Genomic DNA, 18,855 nt, shown 5'->3' on the forward strand with positions numbered 1-18,855 from the left:
TGGACGCTCGTCATTTTTCCAAACGGGTCTGAGAGATGTCACCTTTAGGTGCAGGCCTTGGCGAGCACTGCACATCTGGACGCATGGGACAGAAATCGATAAGGGAAGCGAGATGATAGGCAATTTCACAGTGAGGGTCGCGCGCATTGAGATGATCGAAAGCAACGAACGAGGTGAAGACATTCGTTTGACGTTTCACATCGAAGGGCATCAGACCAGTTTTAACTTGCCGATCTTCCTGAACTCTCGCGAGTTCGACGACACTGAAGTCGTCAAGATCGGTCGCAGCAAGTTACATGATGTTTTCCGTCAGCTTTGCTGTCAGTGCCAGGATTGGCAGCTATCGGAAGACGAGCGCCGCCAGCTGGCGGAGATTAACGTGCGGCCAGCGACGCTGATTTAGATATCCACCAACAACGTCAGCTCCGTGGAACGCGTTCGCGACCTCTCCTTGTGTAGGAACAATAGCCCACCGCATATGTTAGCGCGGCTTATGGACCGCCAACGGGAAAAAAGCCGGCTGGAAGGCGAGCTCGCAAAGTACGCAGCGCTGTCGGAAGCTTTCCCTGTAGGGGCAGTGAACGAGACCATGCTTGACCTGATTGGCGAGTTAAAGGATCAGCTCCGAAAGCTCGCTCGCGAAGAGTAAGGCCGTCCCACCATGCCATCGTCGTCTCATGCATGCTTCATTAAGGCAATGAACCGCGCTGTTCAGCGCCTGGCCGCGCTTAGGCGTCCTCAATGCTGCGTAGTCGCATTTCGATGGATTATAGAAACGCAGAACAAGCGTTCACTCGTCGAGCGCACTTCGACTGCTAAATCGGGCCGCTCGCCCCCAGAAATCGATTCTTTCGCGATGCCGGCCAATGTTTGCAACGCTTCCAATTGTGCTGCTTTTTGGTTGGGCAGGCGTAAACCTTCTTCATCCGCGAAGAAATCTCGGCTGCTTTGGATGTCGAAGAAAAAGCGTTCCATGAAGACGCATTCAGGCAGGATCAAACTCCACTCTCTCGGACAGAGACGCCAAAGAGAGGACGCCTCGCCCGACGATAAAGGACAATAAACTTGCGGTCAGATCGTCGCTGGAAATTACTCGCGCTGCTGCTGCCCGGCTGGAGGTAAGGCCCATTTGTCGACTAGCGCTCAAATGCCTTCTTGGTGAGCACTTATTTTGCGGAAACAGTGACTTCCACAGTCATTTTGGAGAAGGTCGCTCCCAAGTAGCTTCCTGACACCGGCATCACTTGGCGAATATCCCGCGCAACAGCGGCAGGGATCAGGTTGTGGCCTCCTACACTACGATTAGTCGGGTCGAATGTAATCCAGCCTGCGCCCGGAACGTAGATCTCGGCCCAAGCGTGGGTCGAACCCGAACCCGCTGAACCCACGCGGCTCATGTCCGGGTCGTAGAGGTACCCGGAAACAATTCTACTCCCGAACCCGAGGAAACGGGCGGCTTCCACGAAAAGCATCGCCATATCTCTGCACGACCCGATGCCGAGCTGCAGTGTCTCATTCGGAGAATGCGTGCCCTCAGCGTCCCGGGCTTCATAACGTATCCACTGAGTGACCCCCTGGTTCAGGTCCTTGAGCAAAGACAAAGTGTCTGTCGTGCTGCCAAGCACAAATGATTGGGCCCAGTTGCGGACCGCATCGCCGCCATCACGGTATTGAGGCGCGGCGAGCGCTCCCAGGTCCGTCCACTCTTCGTCACTGTACCGGAATGGATAGGATACGGCCGAGGCAGCAACCGGAAACACGGGCCACGCGCTGGAGCTCAGCTCAACCTCTGACAAACTCTCTATAACGAGCTTGTCCGTCATGGCCATGAAATTTACCATGGCCACAGCATTGCCGAAGACGTCCTGCGCCCATGTTACCTCATTCGCGGGCGCTATTGTAATTAGATGAGAAAGAAGCCGCAACTCCCGGCCTTCGCGAGGGCGTAGCAGTAATCGATGCGGGTTCAGACTAACTCCGCTTTCAAAGCTATATATTGTCTGATGTTTTATTCTTAGGACTGTCACTGGTCCTCCAAATTGAGTGTGCACGTCCTTTCGGCTGCCATATGGCGCGCGCTGTCGAGCAGCCAATGTACCACCCGTGCGATTAAGTTGGCTTCCAGCATCAGATTGGTTCGATGCGCGGTGGAGGCCGTCGAAATAGACCCCGATGACTTTCCGAGTCTTCGGGACCTGCTCTGGCGCCCCGTTAGGGCGAGTCTGGTGTACGCGGAAAGACCTGCTCTGGGCGCGTTACCAGCAGTTCTACTTCACGCTCCTCCTCTCGCGACTACTGCCGGCTCTCCCGGATGCAGCTGGGGCCGAGCTGTGCGCCCACCGGCGTTACTCGGCCGAGCAGGGACAGTTCCGCTTCAAGTCGTTATATCCTATCGAAACTACCATTCGCGTCCCACATTGAAGGGGGCAGTTCGGAGAAAAGACATGTCAGACCGCCGGGAGCTTTATCGCAGTCCAAATGGCGATGCATGGTTCATCGCTCGTGAGCCGACGAATGGTTATGCTTTCATTATTCACCAGCCTAATCCGCCATCGGGCGGGCGCCTCTCTCATATCGAGTTGGGCGACTTCTTGCGCGACGGAAAGGGCCCCGAACAGCAAGCTTTGTTGCGCCTAATCGGAACACTGGTCGAGGTACCGCCGTTTGCCTAAGCGGGCACGCGACCTGCTACTCGCATGTGCTTGGCGGGCCGCCATTTAGCCTGCGAGAGGGAGCTGTTTGAAACTATGACCACCGAGGGAGCGCATCAAAGGGAACAAAGTGTGGGACGGCGGTTTGAATCTGGCGGCAGAACTAGGAGACTGGGAGCCGCGAAGAAAAGCCGTTCGGTGTAACGCCCGGCGGCTTTTTGTTTGAGGGGCATATCTTGAGACTGTGCTCGATCACTTCAACGCACAGACAAACCAGATCGAATATGCCTACCTTTCGCGGCTCCCCGTTGAACCTATCGACGGCATCCCCGATCGACACTTTCATCCCGCAGAGCCGAGCGCCGTACCGCTGACGGTGGCAACGCAGTTCTGATCTGTCGTGTACTGCTCTGGAGTCGGCCTTGAAGACACAAGCCGAAGTCGTGATCGGCAGCGCTTTCGGTCTACTTTAATCCTGAAAGCAGACCATCCGAACAGCCTGACGATGGTCAGCTATGGGCCAACAGGCGTCTTGATCCAAATGGCCTCGAAAGCCTGCTACCGTATGATAACGGCAGTGGTGGGCTACTGTTCTCTCCCTTCAGGAGAGGGGCTACTACGCCAGCAGCCGTGCGACAGCCTGGGCAAGCAGAAAGAGCACGTACAGCCAGCCGGACATCGCGATGGCTATGGTAGCAAAGAAGAGTGAGCCGAGGACTAAGTCAACCAATCTCCCGCTCGCGGCCTTGAGAGGTGTTGTCGGCGGGATCGAGGCGGGTGCGATCGGGAAGTGTTCGACGCCGAACGGGTGGGCCATCTTTGCCCCTCTCATGGCTGGCAGGGGAGCGCAAAAGCGGTCTCCCGGCCACCGACGCCTGCAGGAAGAGCCCTGATCGGTGACGCGTCTTCAATGCGCGATGATAGGCAGGGTTCAATTCGTCCCTGACAAGTGCCATTCTGCTCCATTCAGGGATACCGGTTCGCTCCTCAGGGCTGCCCACGGAGAAGCACCGCGAGAAGCGTGGCAGAAAGCAACGCCAGCCAGCATCAGCGAAACAACAATAGAGGCGAAGTGCCAATCTATGTCGCCGCGTCCGGCCCGCATTGTGTCTCTACCATGCCAGTCGTGCGCCTCAAAAGATTACAAGCCCCGCCTTCTTATCTCGTCCTCGATTTCTTTAAGAGCCTTGAGGATTTTGGGACCATCCATGTCCTCAAGCGCGGCGCGCTTAAGGCGCTCCACGATCGTCAGCTCAGCCTTCGAAGAAGGTCCAGCCCCGCTTTCCATCGCCGTCTCCCCTTCCTAGGTTCGTGGCGTCAATCGGTGACCGAGAGCCGAGATGCTCCCGCTTTCATGCCTGGGGGCTAGTGACGGAGCCTGTCCTTGTTCTTCTGGATGGGAGGCGTGCTGGGATTTAGCTTGCTCCAGAAGTGGTTCAGGACGGCGTTGATGGCCCAGTCGCTCTTGTTCGCCACTCTCGTTCGAAAGTCGATTATTCTCTTCACGCGATTGCGCGCACGGGATTGAAGGTGTCCCATCATGTCGGAGCCTGCAGGCCCCGCGATGAAACCCACTGGTTGATTTGAATAGCCACTTCGGCCTGACGAACCTTCTGCAGCAAGTCGTCCCGGTCCTTGCCAGGCCGCAGTCCTTCGGCCTGATCGCGCCCGCGTTGCGCAAATTGGGAAAGCCGTTCTGACAGTTTTAAAATCCGAGATTGCATAGCGCTGCTCCCTGTCCGGTTGGGCGGGAGCACAATACTCTCAGTCACCGATAGAAGCCGTGGGCCGAGCGGTGATGAAGCGACTAGACGCCCTATTCGGCAGGGAGTCGACCTAATTCGGTTAGGGCGCTTCGAATTGTCAATTCGGTGTACGAAGTAGGTAAAACAGGGCGCTATTCCCTTCTATCTGAGCCGTTTCCCGCGAAGTCTCATGGCCGCTCATCAGCAGGGCGTCGTCTTCCCAAACCTGCCACTCCCACTTCTGCGGGAGAAGAGCGTCCAGCCTCACCTCAAGCATGCGCCTCGCGGGAATTCTGTGGGCCACACAGCGTATATCCGCTCTCAGTCACCGATATATGCTACTGGCCTTGCGGTGATGCCGAAACGCTAGCACGGCACCAATGACATTGTCTGTATAGATCTTGTCCGCTTTCGAGTGGCAACAGCACCACAGGGGCTCGGGCTATTGCTATCGCCCACTCCCTTCAAGGAAGTTCATCGCTCTTCGGGTCGTGTGCGTCCAAAAGACGAGGCTTGAGCGGCGGCTGTTGCAGCAAAGCGGTCGACCGAGCAAGAAGCTCGCGTGACACAGCGATCGCTTCTGCGAGCTCAGAGGCTTGCGTTAATCGGCGCTCGATCAGCTCATTGTAGCGTTCGAGAAGAAGATAGAAACACATCGGGCCCTCCCTGACCGCCGCGGGGCACGAATGTCTCCGCCGCGAAGCCTGCGAGCCTTAACTGCCCGATTTTGGATTAGGTTAGAGGGTGGGTGGCAATCACAGGTTAGTGCGCGCATTCCTCGTTTTCTGCGCAAATCCGGTATTCCTCGGCGATCTCTAGGAGCGCCTCCCGCGCACGCGGATCGGAGGCCAACGCCGCCTGTGTGCGTGCGGATGCTTCTAGCTGTCGGAGAACGCTTGGCATGCGCGTAGTATTCCGACCTGGGCGACGGCGGCATTTAACTAGGTTACCGCGACGGGCCGGTGAGCCCAGTCCTTTCAGGGTCGCGCGCGCGGCGGTGGCTCGAACCGCTCTATCTTCTCGTATAGCTCGACAGCGTGTCCGTCCACAAACTGCTGGGCGCTCTTGCGCGCGCTGTCCTCGTCTTCACAAACGAAGTCGATCCGGCTGGTCTGCTGGGAACTCCTGCGCCGACCACAGCACAGTATGCTTGCTCCGCATCGTTGCGGGAGTTGTATACTGCTACTACGCATTGTCCTTGCATGATTGCCTCCTCTATGGGACGTGCCTCAACGCGAGCTCCGGCGCATCGTTCTTAGATTTCTGGCACAGTAGTCGCGCACGAAGCCTTACATTGCACTCGGGCATAAGTGGCAGCACGCGAAACATGGAGTTGGCGCTGAGGATGATCGACGGTGAAGAGATTGGCAAAGTCATGCTGAGCACAACGATGGATACGGCTTCGCATAAGGTGCGATCAAAGGTGGCGTGTGCAGCACTGGTTTGCACTCGTGTTGCTCGGGCGGCACTTCTGTCACAGTTTGCTGGAAGTGATTGAGCGCCGCTTTGATTGTCGTGTCGGACTTATTCGACCTTCGCTTACGGAAGCCGGCTATCTTCCTAATGCCAACAAAGCACATGAGAGCGGTAATGGCCTGTCATGTCGGTGCTCGCAAGCCGGGAGATGAAAGCCACTCGTCGATGTCAGAGGCATTCTCGGCCTGTCGTGCCTTGCGAAGGAATCGTTCGCGCTCGATGCCGGGATGAGCGCTTTTTGCCATCTTGCGACGACGTTGCGCTTCTTCGTTTAGGCGTTGATAAAGCGAGGTAGATTGCTTGAAGCGATTTCGTGCCTGCATAGCGCGCTTCCTTATTTGACGGAAAGCGGGAGCGTAAGGCTCTCAGTCACCGATAAATGCCATGGGCCGGGCGGCGATAGCTTTAATATAGATACTCCTCCGCGACCAAAACAGGGGGCGGCGGACAAATAAGCGTTGGAGGCGATCAGCTATACTCTGTAGATCAACTGTCCCCTAAATGAGAAGAGCGTGTGAGGTTGCTGGTCAATTTGGCTCACCTCGGAAAAGTTAAGAAATCAAAACAGACCGCTGCCAGTTTTCAAAACCGGCCATTAGGATCGGAAACAGGCCGGCACCTCCTAGCGCCTCAGGACAGATTGGCAACTCCAGGACTCTCCCGAACTCGACGGTCCGATCCGAGGTCTGTTGTGGGTCACGATCCGACCCGGGAAGGTCAGTTGTGGGCAAGCCTGCGCGCTGCCCACCTGTTTGGATTGAGCGCAGTACGCGTGACGGTAATACCTAATCGCACCAACTGCCACGGCCCTGACATTCGGCTCGTTAGTCATTTCATCGGAGCCAACTAGCTGTTTGCTTGAGCCGATGGCGCGGGTCCGCCGAGGGTGACTACCACTGAATAGCTATTGCAGCGACGATCAACAGCCCGAAAAAGATCGGCAGCAATACCGGAGGTACGAGCCACTCACGAACATTGAATCTATCGGTATTCGACATTTGGGACCGCCTTTTTAAAACGGCGGGAGCGCAACACTCTCAGTCACCGACAATAGCCAGGGGACGCGCTGATATGAGGAACATGGTGACGCCCCCGCCGAATAACGAGGCCGGTCGCAACTTTATTGTCGTGAGCAGGTTGTAATCCGATTCTAGAGTAGCCATTTACGGGTTAGCGCGGCGGACCACTTTCAGCTCTTCCCGTTGCGCAAACTTGATCGGATCCAACCGTGATCGAGTTTCCAAACTATAGTCGTTCATATGACCGAACGCGCCATGCCGTGCGTTTTTGGGGATACGATAGCGCGCTAGAGGCATCGTTTTTCATAGAGGAAGACGCGCTGAGGCGACTTGAACCCAACGCTCACCGCAATGAATCGGGTTTCCTGAACGCATTCGATTCCAATCGTGATGTGATATGTGCCGCCGCTGCCAGTGTGTACGTCCGCGGCAGCAGGGGTTCTTACGATCTGGTCGCCGCTAATTTTTGAAATGAAGACTCACGTCTTAATGGACGCGGAGGACTTTGTTTACGGCACGTAGTTCATTACGACTTCCAATCCAGAAATATTTACAAAAGCCAGGGAGAATTGCATGAAATTCCGTCCGCTCCATGACCGCGTCGTGGTCAAGCGCATAGAGGCCGAAGTCAAGACCACTGGTGGCATCATCATTCCGGACACTGCCAAGGAGAAGCCCTCCCAGGGCGAAGTCATCGCCGTCGGCCCCGGTGGCCACGACGAAGCCGGCAAGCTGATGCCGATCGACGTGCAGGTCGGCGATCGCGTGCTGTTCGGCAAGTGGTCGGGAACCGAGGTCACGATCGACGGCCGGGAGCTGTTGATCATGAAGGAGAGCGACATTATGGGCGTTCTCACGGATCTGCCGGCCGCCAAGAAGAAGGTCGCGTAAGCGCCAGCCAGTTTTCCTTACCCTGGGGATTCGGCGTGGCCGGGTTCTCGAAGGATGAGGCCCGCAATTCAAATCTCATCCCTCAAGAGCTCGCCAGTTGCGCGGTCTTTGGGATCTGACCAGTTGAAACGGAGATCACTATGTCAGCCAAAGAAGTCAAATTCGGCGTCGATGCCCGCGACCGCATGTTGCGCGGTGTCGAAATTCTCAACAACGCGGTAAAGGTGACGCTCGGTCCTAAGGGCCGCAACGTCGTGCTCGACAAGTCGTTCGGCGCTCCCCGCATCACCAAGGACGGCGTCACCGTCGCCAAGGAAATCGAGCTCGACGACAAGTTCGAGAACATGGGCGCGCAGATGGTGCGCGAAGTCGCATCGAAGGCGGCCGACGCAGCGGGCGACGGTACCACCACCGCGACCGTGCTGGCCGCAGCCATCGTGCGCGAAGGCGCCAAGGCGGTTGCCGCGGGCATGAATCCGATGGACCTCAAGCGCGGTATCGACTTGGCAGTGGACTCCGTGGTCGCCGACCTCGTCAAGAACTCCAAGAAGATCACCTCGAACGACGAGATCGCCCAGGTCGGCACCATCTCGGCCAACGGCGACCAGGAGATCGGCAAGTTCCTCTCCGACGCCATGAAGAAGGTCGGCAACGAGGGCGTCATCACCGTCGAGGAAGCCAAGTCGCTCGAGACGGAACTCGAGGTCGTCGAGGGCATGCAGTTCGACCGCGGCTACATCTCGCCCTACTTCGTCACCAACTCCGACAAGATGCGCGTTGAAATGGACGACGCCTATATCCTGATCTACGAGAGAAAGCTCTCCAGCCTGAACGAACTGCTTCCGCTCCTGGAAGCAATCGTACAGAGCGGCAAGCCGCTGATCATCATCGCCGAGGACGTCGAGGGCGAAGCGCTCGCGACCCTGGTCGTGAACCGGCTCCGTGGCGGCCTGAAGGTCGCCGCCGTCAAGGCTCCGGGCTTCGGCGATCGCCGCAAGGCCATGCTGCAGGACATCGCGATCCTGACCGGCGGCCAGGCGATCTCGGAAGACCTCGGCATCAAGCTCGAGAACGTCACGCTCAACATGCTCGGTCGCGCCAAGAAGGTGATGATCGACAAGGAGAACACCACGATCGTCAACGGCGCCGGCAAGAAGGCCGACATCGAGGCGCGCGTGGCCCAGATCAAGGCGCAGATCGAGGAAACCACCTCGGACTACGACCGTGAGAAGCTCCAGGAGCGTCTCGCCAAGCTCGCGGGCGGCGTCGCGGTGATCCGCGTTGGCGGCGCGACCGAGGTCGAAGTGAAGGAGCGCAAGGATCGCGTTGATGACGCGATGCATGCGACCCGCGCCGCGGTCGAGGAAGGCATCGTGCCGGGCGGCGGCGTCGCCCTGCTCCGTGCCTCCGAGCAGCTCAAGGGTCTGCGCACCAAGAACGACGACCAGAAGACCGGCGTCGAGATCGTGCGCAAGGCGCTGTCGGCTCCCGCTCGCCAGATCGCGATCAACGCCGGTGAAGACGGCTCGGTGATCGTCGGCAAGATCCTGGAGAACAAGGCCTACGCTTACGGCTTCGACTCCCAGACCGGCGAATATGCCGACCTTGTCAAGAAGGGCATCATCGATCCGACCAAGGTGGTTCGCGTGGCGATCCAGAACGCGGCCTCGGTCGCGGCTCTCTTGATCACCACTGAAGCCATGGTGGCCGAGGTGCCGAAGAGGAACGCAGGCGGCGGCGTGCCTGCAGGTGGCGGCGGCATGGGAGGCATGGGTGGTATGGATTTCTAAGTCAACCCGCTCATGGCCGAACTGCAGACAAGAGAAAGGATGGACCGATTTTCGGGAGGCAGAATGAAGCTCAAAAGGAAGGGCACGTAAGTTGAGACTCGCCTGCGTAGCTCGCAGTCCGGCGAACTCTTCCGAGGAAGCTTTTTATCTCTTGCCGAGGCGCCCAAGCGAAAAGCCCGGCCACGAGGGCCGGGCTAATCTGTAGTATATTTCAAGTCAGACAATGCATGGAATAAATCCGGAAGAGACGTCGCAGTCTGGTCCAAAAGGAACACCTGAAACGATATTGCGCCGCCCGCGCTCAACTGCGAAAGGCAGAGGATCTCATGTATCTCCAGGAGCATCGCGGCGCAGATGCTGGCTGGAGGGCCCTGGCGCCAGACTGCAGCGAACGGCGTATCAGGCGATCCGAAGGTGAGCAATTTGGTACAGACGCCGATCACTCGACGTGTCTACCCTCCTTAACGGGTGAAGCACGTACCTCCAAGCAAGGTGAAAATCATGGAAATCTCTAGGGAGACAAAAGCTGCCGTGCGGCCGGCACTGTGGGGAGCCTTGGCCGGAGCAATTGCTCTGGCAATCGTGGGTTTCAGCTGGGGCGGCTGGGTGACAGGTGGGACCGCCGAGACGCTCGCGAAGAATAGTGCTGCGACGGCTGTCGTGGCAGCTCTCACACCGATCTGCGTTGAGAAATTTCGACAAGCCGCCGATGCATCGGCGAATCTGGTCGAAATGAAGAAGGCGACCTATTCATGGGACCAGAGCAAATTCGTCGAAAAAGGCGGTTGGGCTACGATGCCGGGAAGCACTGAGCCAAACTCAGCCGTTGCAAAAGCTTGTGCCGAATCGCTTGGTAGCAACAAGGCTGTGGAACTGCGCGGATAATCAAGCAAGTCCGCGCGCGGCGGAAATCTGCGCATAGACGCGCCAGCCCCTCGAATATGTCTGCATCTCGCGCAGTGGAAGGGAGTCTTGCAAGGCTGACCAGACAGTTGTCGCTAGATGGTCAATCCCTAAAACTCTCGCATCGACTTTGAACAAACAGCTCGAGGACGCCGAAATCCGTGAAGTGCACGTCGAGTCGAACGCTTCCTCTTGTCATTTCAGTTCCCAAATTGTCGCACGCCACGCGCCTTCCTCCAGGTTAACATCCTTTTCTAATTGTGGTAGTGTGACAGCGTGTTAACGGTCCAACGAACGAAAGTCCTGCCTTGGTGAAAACGGCGAAGGACTTGTTTGAACCCAAAGCCTTCCTTGCCAAGGTCGGGGCCGGAAAATCGATCTTGAAATTTGGCAAAGGTCGGAACGTGTTCGCGCAGGGAGATGTCGCGGACGCGGTATTCTACATTCAAGAGGGAAAGATCAAGCTAACGGTCGTTTCGGACCAAGGGAAGGAAGCCGTCGTCGGGATTCTGGAGCCGGGACAATTCTTTGGCGAGGGCTGCCTCAATGGTCATCCATTGCGTATTGCCACTACTACGGCAATGGATGCCTGTGTCATAACGAGAATATCAAAGACGGCAATGATTGCAGCGCTCGAAGGCAAGCCGAAGTTCTCTCAATTGTTCATGGCGTATTTGCTCGCGCGCAACAGCCGGATTGAAGAAGACTTGATTGACCAACTCTTCAATTCGAGCGAGAAGCGCTTGGCGCGCCTGTTGCTTCTGCTGGCAAATTTCGGCAAGGAATCCAGCTCGCAGCCAATTGGCGTCAATATCAGCCAGGAAACGCTGGCCGAAATGATCGGTGCAACCCGATCACGGGTTAGCTTCTTCATGAACAAGTTCCGTAAGCTCGGCTTCATCAGCTACAATGGAAAGATCGAGGTTCATAGCTCGCTTCTGAACGCGGTTCTGCGCGACAAATCCGAGATAGACCGGAAGGATTGACCGCCGCGCGACGAAGTCGAGCGTATGACCGATCGCCGGGCCAAACGCGTGATATCCGCCCACTTGAATAGCGGATCAGGGCGAACCGGACCCGCCGCCCGTTTGTCCTTGTTGGTCCCAGCGGATGACGGACCAGGCTCTTTCGTGCAGATAGTAGAGGATCATTTTAGTAACGGCCTCAGCACCGGCGATCGAACCTGCAACCTTGACGCTACCGGTGAAGATGAAACTCAGTACGAAGGTGTCGATACTACCGGTGATCCTCCAGCTGACAGCTTTGACCATGGAGCGAAAATGGGAATCTCGCATCCGAATGAACATCCGTCCCTCCCGTCCCTCCTGCGCTCGATCATGTCGGCTATCCCCGCAAAGGCAGGCTGTAGCTGATGCTGCTTCGGGGGCGGGAATCGAATCGTAGGCGCGCTATCCTCCTTGAGGGCCTGGCTATCACGACCGAGTCTTGTCCGGCGACTTTTTTCGCGGCATTATCGTGATGCATATCTCAAGTCAGCCTATGAAATGCCGGCGGCAAAACCTCTCGCACGAGCTCACTTAGATCTAAGGCCTCGCCGCTTTCCGTAATGTCCGAGAATAGAACCTCGATAAAAGGATGTTGCCGATTGAACGCGGCTCCTCGCTGGTATTTCGCGCTCACAATCTGTTGGATCGCCGCAAGATTCAGCTTGCCAAGCGCATTGTATTGATCGCGGAACAGACTTTGCCGTCCGCCATGGTGCTCGATGGATTCGGCCCAGACGTCCATCACTTTGCGGCCTACGAACGCCTCGACGCGTTCAGTTCCATCCTGAGCAAAAAGCCGTAGCCCATCCATGCTATGGGGGCCGTCATCGACGCTAAATTGTGTAAGTGACATCACGATTCCTCCTGTTTCTCTGCGTTTACTAGCATCGGCGTTTCGTCGCGGACTGAGCCTCCCTCGTTCTCCCATCGCGACAGAGCGACAGCGCCCGATCTCGCAACGCTGGGCGTATCCTTTGTCAAAGGCAGCTTGTTGCGACCGACTTCATTGTTGCGCCTGTGCTCCGTCAATAAGATGAAGTCGGCCCGCCAGGTCTTGAATTTACGGCTTTCCTCAGCGCGGGACGAACCCTTGACGAGTTCGCCAGACGCGGTTGCTCTTGCGCGATGTTGCTGAGATTTGAACATATGCAGAGCCCTTTCGTTGGAAGTCTCCGCGCACTCCGGCCAATCTCGATGGTTGACCAGGTTAGATCTGGATATGGGGATCGAAGGGTTGAATAACGACCCCCAGGCATAAATAAGATTGCCAAGAAAGTGCGCATCTGTTGGCGTGCGTTCGATCGCTCCCGCTTGGCAAAAGAGCCGCCGAGCGGAGCGCAACCATCTTCAACCGTACCCTAATTGCGAGCAATGGGTCGGATCGCGTTGTTGTGTACCGCCAAACTCGATGGATGGCATTGGCGAACTGAGAGACTTGTGTGCCTCCTAAGGTAGAGCATGTGCGAAAATTCATCGCGTTTAACAAGAAGATTGCGCATATCGCCGAATTACGGCGTTTCCGTTTAACGCCTCTACGGCCGATCGTATTGCAGTCGAGCTCAGAAACCTTGAACAAGGAGTTTTTCTCGGCGCTCGCTCGCTGGTTTCTTTCGGCTCAGTCGCTTCGCTTTCCTCACTACGTTGCGCGACGGAATGAACCTGGTTGCCAAGGAGTATGTCGCCGCACAGGACCCGATGACCCCGCGTGATCGTTCTCTCGAACTTCGCCGGCGCGGCCTACGAGCTCAACACTGCCGAGATCGTCAATCCGTATGACCCCGACGCAGTCGCCGAAGCATTGCAGACAGCGCTGGGAATGCCACTAGGAGAACGACTGCGTTGGGAGGCCACGATGACATCACTGCGTGGCGAGAGTTCCTCGAGGCGACAGCCGCTAACTGGCGGTCGCTTAGAACGCGGCATCAGTGCAGCAGGTCTCGATATTCTCGTTCTTCAACAATTTGCTCCCGTCCATCGGTAAGGTGTTATTTCGAAATCATCTCCGGGGCGGAAATGATCCACGCGTGACGGGATTACTTGCATCCGCTTCCTTGTCGCGCCGAACCAGATAGACCAGGTCGCCCGCAGCATTCTCCTTTTTCGCATCAACGTAATACACCTCTTCTTCTGGCTCGGCGCGGCGCACCCTGATCGGCGACTTCCCATCCCAAAGCGGTCTGTGTCCAATCATCATTCGCTTCAAACCCTCCTGCAGCCGGTCCTCCTTGCCGAATTCTCTTGCCTGACGACTCGTCGCGGCTCTGAACGCCAGAATCGGCTGACCGTCGATCTCCAGAACGAAGACGGTCGGATATGACGTCTCAGTTTTAGCTGGCATAATCATCCGAATCACTCCTTTCACGGCCAGTCGAACCTCCTGGCGAGATGCGGGCCTGTTGTCAGTCGGCACTCGCGCTGCTCGGTACGTTCCCCCTCCCGAAGCGGGGCGCACCGAGGTTCTGATTGCGTTTGCCCCGCGGCTCGCAGACTAAGCATTGTAGTGTGGTCTGTCGTGCAATCAGTCGATAGACGGGGTATATAAGTGCTCTGGCGGCGAGGACGGCTTGTTGTCCAACCAAAGCGCACCTCGATTAAGGCAACGGCCTCGGTGCGAGGGGCATCCGAGGCCGCTAAGCCTTCCGCCGGGCATTGGGGCAAAATGTCGACCGGTCAGTGGGCCTGGCTCTCGGAGATAAATCTTCGATCGCTGAGGACTAAGGATTCCCAAGATCAATCGTTCCATTAATAAGCGAGGCTTGGGTGACAATCGACGATGCATCACCTGACACCGGTGCCGGCGGAGGGCTCGCACGGGTTGATGATGGAGACGATCTCGATTGGCTCAGGCGAGCTGGCAGACGCGCGGCGCACCGACGCAAGCATCCCCTTGGCTAAGGAGCCGCTCGGTCAGCAGCCGGTCTCGTTATGAAGGATCTCACGAAGGAAACAATGGACGTCGCCGCCGCGCGGCACCTTGCGGGCGGCTTCGACTTCCGTGCCTACACTCCGCATAAGATTGCCCACGAGCTGATGTGCTGGGATCAGATGTTCGAGGACGCCGATTACACGCAGCTTGTTGTGGCTGTGACGAATTGGCAAAGCTGCCGTCGCGACTAGGGAGCTATGGAGCCGATCGGCAGTTTGGTCGAACTATGGCGCGGGTCCCGGACTACCGCTGCATCACCATTGCTCCGACGATCAGTAGCGCAAAAAAGATCGGCAGCAATACCGGAGGTACGAGCCACTCGCGAAGGCTTGCTTTATTGATGTTCGTCATTTCGGACCGCCCTTCAGACGGCGGGAGCGCAACGATCTCTCAGTCACCGATAACAGCCGGGTGGACGCGCGATGATATGGGACACATGGTGACGCTGGACTGAATTAGAAAGGTCAGCAGCAACTTATTTGTCGCTAGCTGCTTGTAATCCGGTCCAGGGTCGCCAGTTACTCGTCGGCCGCCGGATCTCTTCGGAGTGTTTGTCCACCCGGCGAGGTTTTCGCCGCTGAACTTGATCGGACTGGCCGTGTGATTGATTTCCAAATCATAGTCGATCATATGACAAAACGCGGCGTGCCGTGCATTTTGGGGGATACGACAGCGCGATCGAAGCATCATTCTTCATAGAGGAAGACGCATTGAGACGGCTTCGCCCGGGTTGCCATGATGAACGTGGTTTCCTGGACGTGTTTGATTGCAATCGCGATGTGATATGTGCCGCGGCCGCTAAGGTTTACGTTAGAGGCAGCAGGGGCTCCTATGATATGGTCGCCGGTTATTTTTCGAAAAGCGCTTGAATCAGCCTTGCCGCGACATCGCGCTCGTCCGATGGTCGATCTAAGGAGGGGAGGCAATGAGCAACTTCAAGGTAAATGTCGCGCGTATCGAAATGATCAAGCCGAACGAACGAGGCGAGGACATTCGTTTGACATTCCATTTCGAAGGCGATGAAACCAGGTTTAGTTGCCCATCTTCTTGAACTCTCGCGAGTTCGACGACACTGAGATCGTCAAGGTTGCGCGAAGCAAGTTGCATGACCTTTTCCGGCATCTTTCCAGTCAGTGCGAGGATTGGCAGTTGTCGGACAACGAGCGTCGCGAGCTTGCAAAGATCAACGTGCGGCCAAGTGCCTATCTAAAGTCCACGCTGTCGAAATGAATTATTGCGGCTGCGGCGCCATAAGCGGGGAATAGCGGGACTGCATCCACACCGTTCAAGCTGCGCATGCGGCTTTTCAAATGGGGCCCGGACTTCACGTGGTGGGTGCTCTAAGACCTGGCGACCGTAGCCAATCGTTGATGTCCGAGGCGGTCTCAGTCAGCTGGGCTTTCCTTTCGACGGCATCGCGCAGAGGGCCGGGCGGAAGCATCCTGGCTTGCTCATGCAGACTTATAGCCTTCTCGGTTAGACGCTCTTCGAGGGATTTGGTCTGCTTGAAACGCTGGCGCATCATGGTGCGGCTCCTGTCCATTGAGGAAGGCGGGAGCGCGACCGGCGTTCTCAGTCACAGAAAACAGCCAAGGTCCGATCTGTGATGAGGGAGAGTGTGCGCCTCAAAACTGATAGAAGCGAGTCATATTAACTATTCAGGGTTCGGCTCCTCCGTTCAGATTGCTCCGGACCTCTGTCAAATCGGCTCCGGCACCTCTCGGCTTCTTGGGCAAGCCTGATCCAATCTCCCGCCAGCCGGAGCCACGCTTCCTGGCTGACGGCCTTCTCCGCCTCGTGGCGGCACTCGCCCGCCTTCCCTCTTCTTGGCTCATAGGTCGAAAATGGCCGCAACGTCGCTTGGGCATCACTCCTTCCAAGACGTCGAAAGGAGAGCCTTAAAGTCAGCTAAGGGTCAAAAGCTGCCCTTGGTAGCTCGAGTTGCCCGCTTCAGCTTGCCTCCCAAAAGCAGACCTCGCGGCACGCTGAGCTAAGGTCAGCTACGGGCCAATAGGCGACCTGGACCACATCGACAACATGAAAGCGGGCGCCAAGTGAGGCAGCCTTACTCTCCTCGCTTGCTTTCCCGTTCATGGTCATCGAGCATTTCTAACTGGCTCGCGAGACCGCTTAAGCTGTGGGCGATGTTGGTGAGCAGGGCGACTTTCTTTGGGGAAATACCGATGACGCCAGCTTCAATCTTGAGGGCTTTGGCGGCGTTCCGACACTCAATGGCACTCATCATTACAGGCTCCCCGGTCGGTTGTGCACAATCGCCGCCCACGGTTGCGCGGACAAGGTCCGGGAAAAAACGCCACCCGCTTAATCTGTGTCGCGGGCAGCGGCTTCCCAGCCCCGGGTGGGTTTGCAAAACCCCGGTGCCCAACAGATTGCATATCCGCATCGTGTGATCTGAGCAAAATTGCTCATGCTCTTGCCAACTGAGGCAGCCTTACTGTCGGGTATGGCGCTTCAAAACCGCAACGCGCCGTTCACGCTGCCACACCTCTAAGTCGTGCCCGTCGAGCATCTGGGCGGCCTTGGCCTTGGCCTCCTCGTCGTCAGCGCATTCGAACTCGTGAACCCCGCTGATATGCCCGTCCTCGCTCATGATGTAAGCGCGGTAGTCCATCGTAGTCGTTCCTTTATTGGAACGATTATACCCGGCGCCAACCGGGTGAAAAGTCAAATTGGGCCACACCCGTTTTCATCTTAGGCCACTACCGTCGGAAACAGGCCAGCGCCCCCTGAGGGCATGAGAACACTTAAGCAACGCAGAACTGATCAGGAACCGCCGGCCGCACATCAAGAGTCTGTTTAGGGTCAAAATGCGAAGAACTCAACCTGAGCAGATCTTGTCCGCCACGCCCAATAAGCGGACCTCGTGGAGCGACGCCGCCACTTCGCCGAAGGGCCATCAGCAGACGTGTCCGAACGAAACGATACGGTCGAGTAAGCAGCCGCCTACCTGATTGCCAATGAACAGCGGGAAATGCGAGAGAGGGCTTCGGCAATCGGACGCGCTCGTAGAGCACATGCGTCCTATGCGCGCGGGCCAAGACCCGAAACTGCAAGTCGCCGCGATGCCCAGCTTCTCGCTTCATTACCCAGGGGCAAACACCGGTGACAGTCTAAGGTCGCCTCTCGGGCGGCCTTCTGCTCTCAGCGATAGTTACTAGGCATACACCACGCCGGCCGTCGGAGCTGGCAATTGAGGTGCCACTAAGTGAGGTCGAAAGCAACGCTGTAATTTTCGGAGGTGTTACGGAGGCAAATCTGCCGCAGGATCTTAAAAATTCGCGCCGATCGTCTTCTTCTGGAGAGGACATTGCGGCTCCTAAGATTTCTCGAAATAATTATGAGTCGGTTAGAGAGTTACGCAATTCATTCACGAAATGTGTATCGGAGATCGGCGCCTTGCGGGTCAACGGCTGCCAACGGCTGCTCCGGGCAGCCAATCCCGCTCAGCGCTCGCAAGCGGACGGTGCGAGGCCAACAGTGGATGTCCGCCACGGGCCAATAGGCGACTTGATCCAAATGGCCTCGAAAGCCTGCTACCGTCTGGTAACGGCAGTGGTGGCGTACTGTTCACTCCCTTCAGGACTTCAGAAGTCCCGTCTTCTGATCTCGTCCTCGATTTCTTTAAGAGCCTTGAGGATTTCGGGACCATCCATGTCCTCAAGCGGCGAGCTTAAGGCGCTCCACGATCGTCAGCTCAGCCTTCGAAGAAGGTCCAGCCCCGCTTTCCATCGCCGTCTCCCCTTCCTAGGTTCGTGGCGTCAATCGGGGACCGAGAGCCGAGATGCTCCCGCTTTCATGCCTGGGGGTTAGTGACGGGGCCTGTCCTTGTTCTTCTGGATGGGAGGCGTGCTGGGATTTAGCTTGCTCCAGAAGTGGTTCAGGACGGCGTTGATGGCCCAGTCGCTCTTGTTCGCCACTCTCGTTCGAAAGTCGATTATTCTCTTCACGCGATTGCGCGCACGGGATTGAAGGTGTCCCATCATGTCGGAGCCTGCAGGCCCCGCGATGAAACCCACTGGTTGATTTGAATAGCCACTTCGGCCTGACGAACCTTCTGCAGCAAGTCGTCCCGGTCCTTGCCAGGCCGCAGTCCTTCGGCCTGATCGCGCCCGCGTTGCGCAAATTGGGAAAGCCGTTCTGACAGTTTTAAAATCCGAGATTGCATAGCGCTGCTCCCTGTCCGGTTGGGCGGGAGCACAATACTCTCAGTCACCGATAGAAGCCGTGGGCCGAGCGGTGATGAAGCGACTAGACGCCCTATTCGGCAGGGAGTCGACCTAATTCGGTTAGGGCGCTTCGAATTGTCAATTCGGTGTACGAAGTAGGTAAAACAGGGCGCTATTCCCTTCTATCTGAGCCGTTTCCCGCGAAGTCTCATGGCCGCTCATCAGCAGGGCGTCGTCTTCCCAAACCTGCCACTCCCACT

23 protein-coding genes are annotated in these 18,855 nt (G+C 57.0%); 11 read left to right on the forward strand and 12 right to left on the reverse strand.

Annotated features, from left to right (window positions below):
• The first annotated feature begins 112 nt into the window (after positions 1-112).
• Complete coding sequence (locus HAP40_RS34535; protein ID WP_166812868.1) at positions 113-403, forward strand: hypothetical protein; 291 nt, start codon at positions 113-115, stop codon at positions 401-403.
• A gap of 335 nt (positions 404-738) precedes the next feature.
• Here HAP40_RS34535 and HAP40_RS34540 read toward each other — a convergent pair whose 3' ends face one another.
• Together HAP40_RS34540 and HAP40_RS34545 are read right to left on the reverse strand one after the other, a co-directional pair.
• Positions 739-975, reverse strand: a complete 237-nt coding sequence (locus HAP40_RS34540) for a DUF6894 family protein (protein WP_166812866.1) — start codon at positions 973-975, stop codon at positions 739-741.
• Positions 976-1,166: 191 nt separating this feature from the next.
• Positions 1,167-2,027 carry a transglutaminase family protein gene (locus tag HAP40_RS34545; RefSeq protein ID WP_038959715.1) on the reverse strand — a complete coding sequence of 287 codons (861 nt, stop codon included), beginning with the start codon at positions 2,025-2,027 and terminating at the stop codon, positions 1,167-1,169.
• A 417-nt stretch (positions 2,028-2,444) separates the two neighbouring features.
• Here HAP40_RS34545 and HAP40_RS34550 point away from each other — a divergent pair, with 417 nt between their 5' ends.
• Positions 2,445-2,672 (forward strand): hypothetical protein, encoded by a 228-nt coding sequence (locus HAP40_RS34550; RefSeq protein ID WP_080584243.1) that lies wholly within the window; start codon positions 2,445-2,447, stop codon positions 2,670-2,672.
• A gap of 595 nt (positions 2,673-3,267) precedes the next feature.
• On the opposite strand, the gene HAP40_RS34555 is transcribed toward HAP40_RS34550, so the two are convergent.
• From HAP40_RS34555 to HAP40_RS34570, 4 genes are all read right to left on the reverse strand, one after another.
• Positions 3,268-3,468, reverse strand: coding sequence for a hypothetical protein (locus HAP40_RS34555; protein WP_157785247.1), 201 nt, complete (start codon positions 3,466-3,468; stop codon positions 3,268-3,270).
• Positions 3,469-4,189: 721 nt separating this feature from the next.
• Positions 4,190-4,375, reverse strand: coding sequence for a hypothetical protein (locus tag HAP40_RS34560; protein ID WP_166812836.1), 186 nt, complete (start codon positions 4,373-4,375; stop codon positions 4,190-4,192).
• A gap of 485 nt (positions 4,376-4,860) precedes the next feature.
• Positions 4,861-5,052 carry a hypothetical protein gene (locus tag HAP40_RS34565; RefSeq protein WP_166812864.1) on the reverse strand — a complete coding sequence of 64 codons (192 nt, stop codon included), beginning with the start codon at positions 5,050-5,052 and terminating at the stop codon, positions 4,861-4,863.
• Between the two features lie 942 nt (positions 5,053-5,994).
• Positions 5,995-6,195, reverse strand: a complete 201-nt coding sequence (locus tag HAP40_RS34570; protein WP_166812862.1) for a hypothetical protein — start codon at positions 6,193-6,195, stop codon at positions 5,995-5,997.
• A 956-nt stretch (positions 6,196-7,151) separates the two neighbouring features.
• Here HAP40_RS34570 and HAP40_RS34575 point away from each other — a divergent pair.
• The 5 genes from HAP40_RS34575 to HAP40_RS34595 all read left to right on the forward strand — a co-directional run bounded on the left by HAP40_RS34575 (position 7,152) and on the right by HAP40_RS34595 (position 11,461).
• On the forward strand, positions 7,152-7,361 hold the full coding sequence (locus HAP40_RS34575) for a DUF1488 family protein (RefSeq protein WP_246741390.1): 210 nt from the start codon (positions 7,152-7,154) through the stop codon (positions 7,359-7,361).
• Positions 7,362-7,464: 103 nt separating this feature from the next.
• A complete protein-coding gene (locus HAP40_RS34580; RefSeq protein ID WP_166812858.1) occupies positions 7,465-7,782 on the forward strand; it encodes a co-chaperone GroES in 318 nt (105 codons plus the stop codon).
• A 140-nt stretch (positions 7,783-7,922) separates the two neighbouring features.
• Positions 7,923-9,572, forward strand: a complete 1,650-nt coding sequence (gene groL / locus HAP40_RS34585) for a chaperonin GroEL (protein ID WP_166812856.1) — start codon at positions 7,923-7,925, stop codon at positions 9,570-9,572.
• Between the two features lie 501 nt (positions 9,573-10,073).
• A complete protein-coding gene (locus HAP40_RS34590) occupies positions 10,074-10,457 on the forward strand; it encodes a hypothetical protein (RefSeq protein WP_166812854.1) in 384 nt (127 codons plus the stop codon).
• A 326-nt stretch (positions 10,458-10,783) separates the two neighbouring features.
• Positions 10,784-11,461 (forward strand): Crp/Fnr family transcriptional regulator, encoded by a 678-nt coding sequence (locus HAP40_RS34595; RefSeq protein ID WP_166812852.1) that lies wholly within the window; start codon positions 10,784-10,786, stop codon positions 11,459-11,461.
• Positions 11,462-11,536: 75 nt separating this feature from the next.
• On the opposite strand, the gene HAP40_RS34600 is transcribed toward HAP40_RS34595, so the two are convergent.
• Positions 11,537-11,782, reverse strand: a complete 246-nt coding sequence (locus HAP40_RS34600; RefSeq protein ID WP_166812850.1) for a DUF2061 domain-containing protein — start codon at positions 11,780-11,782, stop codon at positions 11,537-11,539.
• 181 nt (positions 11,783-11,963) lie between these two features.
• Positions 11,964-12,335, reverse strand: a complete 372-nt coding sequence (locus HAP40_RS34605; protein WP_166812848.1) for a signal transduction histidine kinase — start codon at positions 12,333-12,335, stop codon at positions 11,964-11,966.
• A gap of 852 nt (positions 12,336-13,187) precedes the next feature.
• Between HAP40_RS34605 and HAP40_RS34610 the strand changes: the two genes are divergently transcribed.
• Positions 13,188-13,463, forward strand: coding sequence for a trehalose-6-phosphate synthase (locus tag HAP40_RS34610; protein WP_414645357.1), 276 nt, complete (start codon positions 13,188-13,190; stop codon positions 13,461-13,463).
• A 15-nt stretch (positions 13,464-13,478) separates the two neighbouring features.
• On the opposite strand, the gene HAP40_RS34615 is transcribed toward HAP40_RS34610, so the two are convergent.
• Complete coding sequence (locus tag HAP40_RS34615; RefSeq protein WP_166812846.1) at positions 13,479-13,826, reverse strand: hypothetical protein; 348 nt, start codon at positions 13,824-13,826, stop codon at positions 13,479-13,481.
• A 605-nt stretch (positions 13,827-14,431) separates the two neighbouring features.
• On the opposite strand from HAP40_RS34615, the gene HAP40_RS34620 reads away from it, so the two are divergent.
• From HAP40_RS34620 to HAP40_RS34630, 3 genes are all read left to right on the forward strand, one after another.
• Positions 14,432-14,599, forward strand: coding sequence for a hypothetical protein (locus HAP40_RS34620; RefSeq protein WP_246741222.1), 168 nt, complete (start codon positions 14,432-14,434; stop codon positions 14,597-14,599).
• 459 nt (positions 14,600-15,058) lie between these two features.
• Entirely contained in the window at positions 15,059-15,277 is a 219-nt protein-coding gene (locus tag HAP40_RS34625) for a DUF1488 family protein (protein ID WP_166812842.1), read from the forward strand.
• Positions 15,278-15,333: 56 nt separating this feature from the next.
• Positions 15,334-15,459 carry a hypothetical protein gene (locus tag HAP40_RS34630; RefSeq protein WP_256380454.1) on the forward strand — a complete coding sequence of 42 codons (126 nt, stop codon included), beginning with the start codon at positions 15,334-15,336 and terminating at the stop codon, positions 15,457-15,459.
• 1,014 nt (positions 15,460-16,473) lie between these two features.
• On the opposite strand, the gene HAP40_RS34635 is transcribed toward HAP40_RS34630, so the two are convergent.
• The 3 genes from HAP40_RS34635 to HAP40_RS34645 all read right to left on the reverse strand — a co-directional run bounded on the left by HAP40_RS34635 (position 16,474) and on the right by HAP40_RS34645 (position 18,594).
• Positions 16,474-16,653, reverse strand: coding sequence for a hypothetical protein (locus HAP40_RS34635; RefSeq protein WP_166812840.1), 180 nt, complete (start codon positions 16,651-16,653; stop codon positions 16,474-16,476).
• 207 nt (positions 16,654-16,860) lie between these two features.
• Positions 16,861-17,040 carry a hypothetical protein gene (locus tag HAP40_RS34640; RefSeq protein ID WP_166812838.1) on the reverse strand — a complete coding sequence of 60 codons (180 nt, stop codon included), beginning with the start codon at positions 17,038-17,040 and terminating at the stop codon, positions 16,861-16,863.
• A 1,368-nt stretch (positions 17,041-18,408) separates the two neighbouring features.
• Positions 18,409-18,594: a hypothetical protein gene (locus tag HAP40_RS34645; RefSeq protein ID WP_166812836.1), complete on the reverse strand. Its 186-nt coding sequence runs from the start codon at positions 18,592-18,594 to the stop codon at positions 18,409-18,411.
• Between the last annotated feature and the right edge of the window lie 261 nt (positions 18,595-18,855).

Origin of the sequence: Bradyrhizobium sp. 1(2017) (genome assembly GCF_011602485.2) — a bacterium.
Classification (GTDB): Bacteria; Pseudomonadota; Alphaproteobacteria; order Rhizobiales; family Xanthobacteraceae; genus Bradyrhizobium.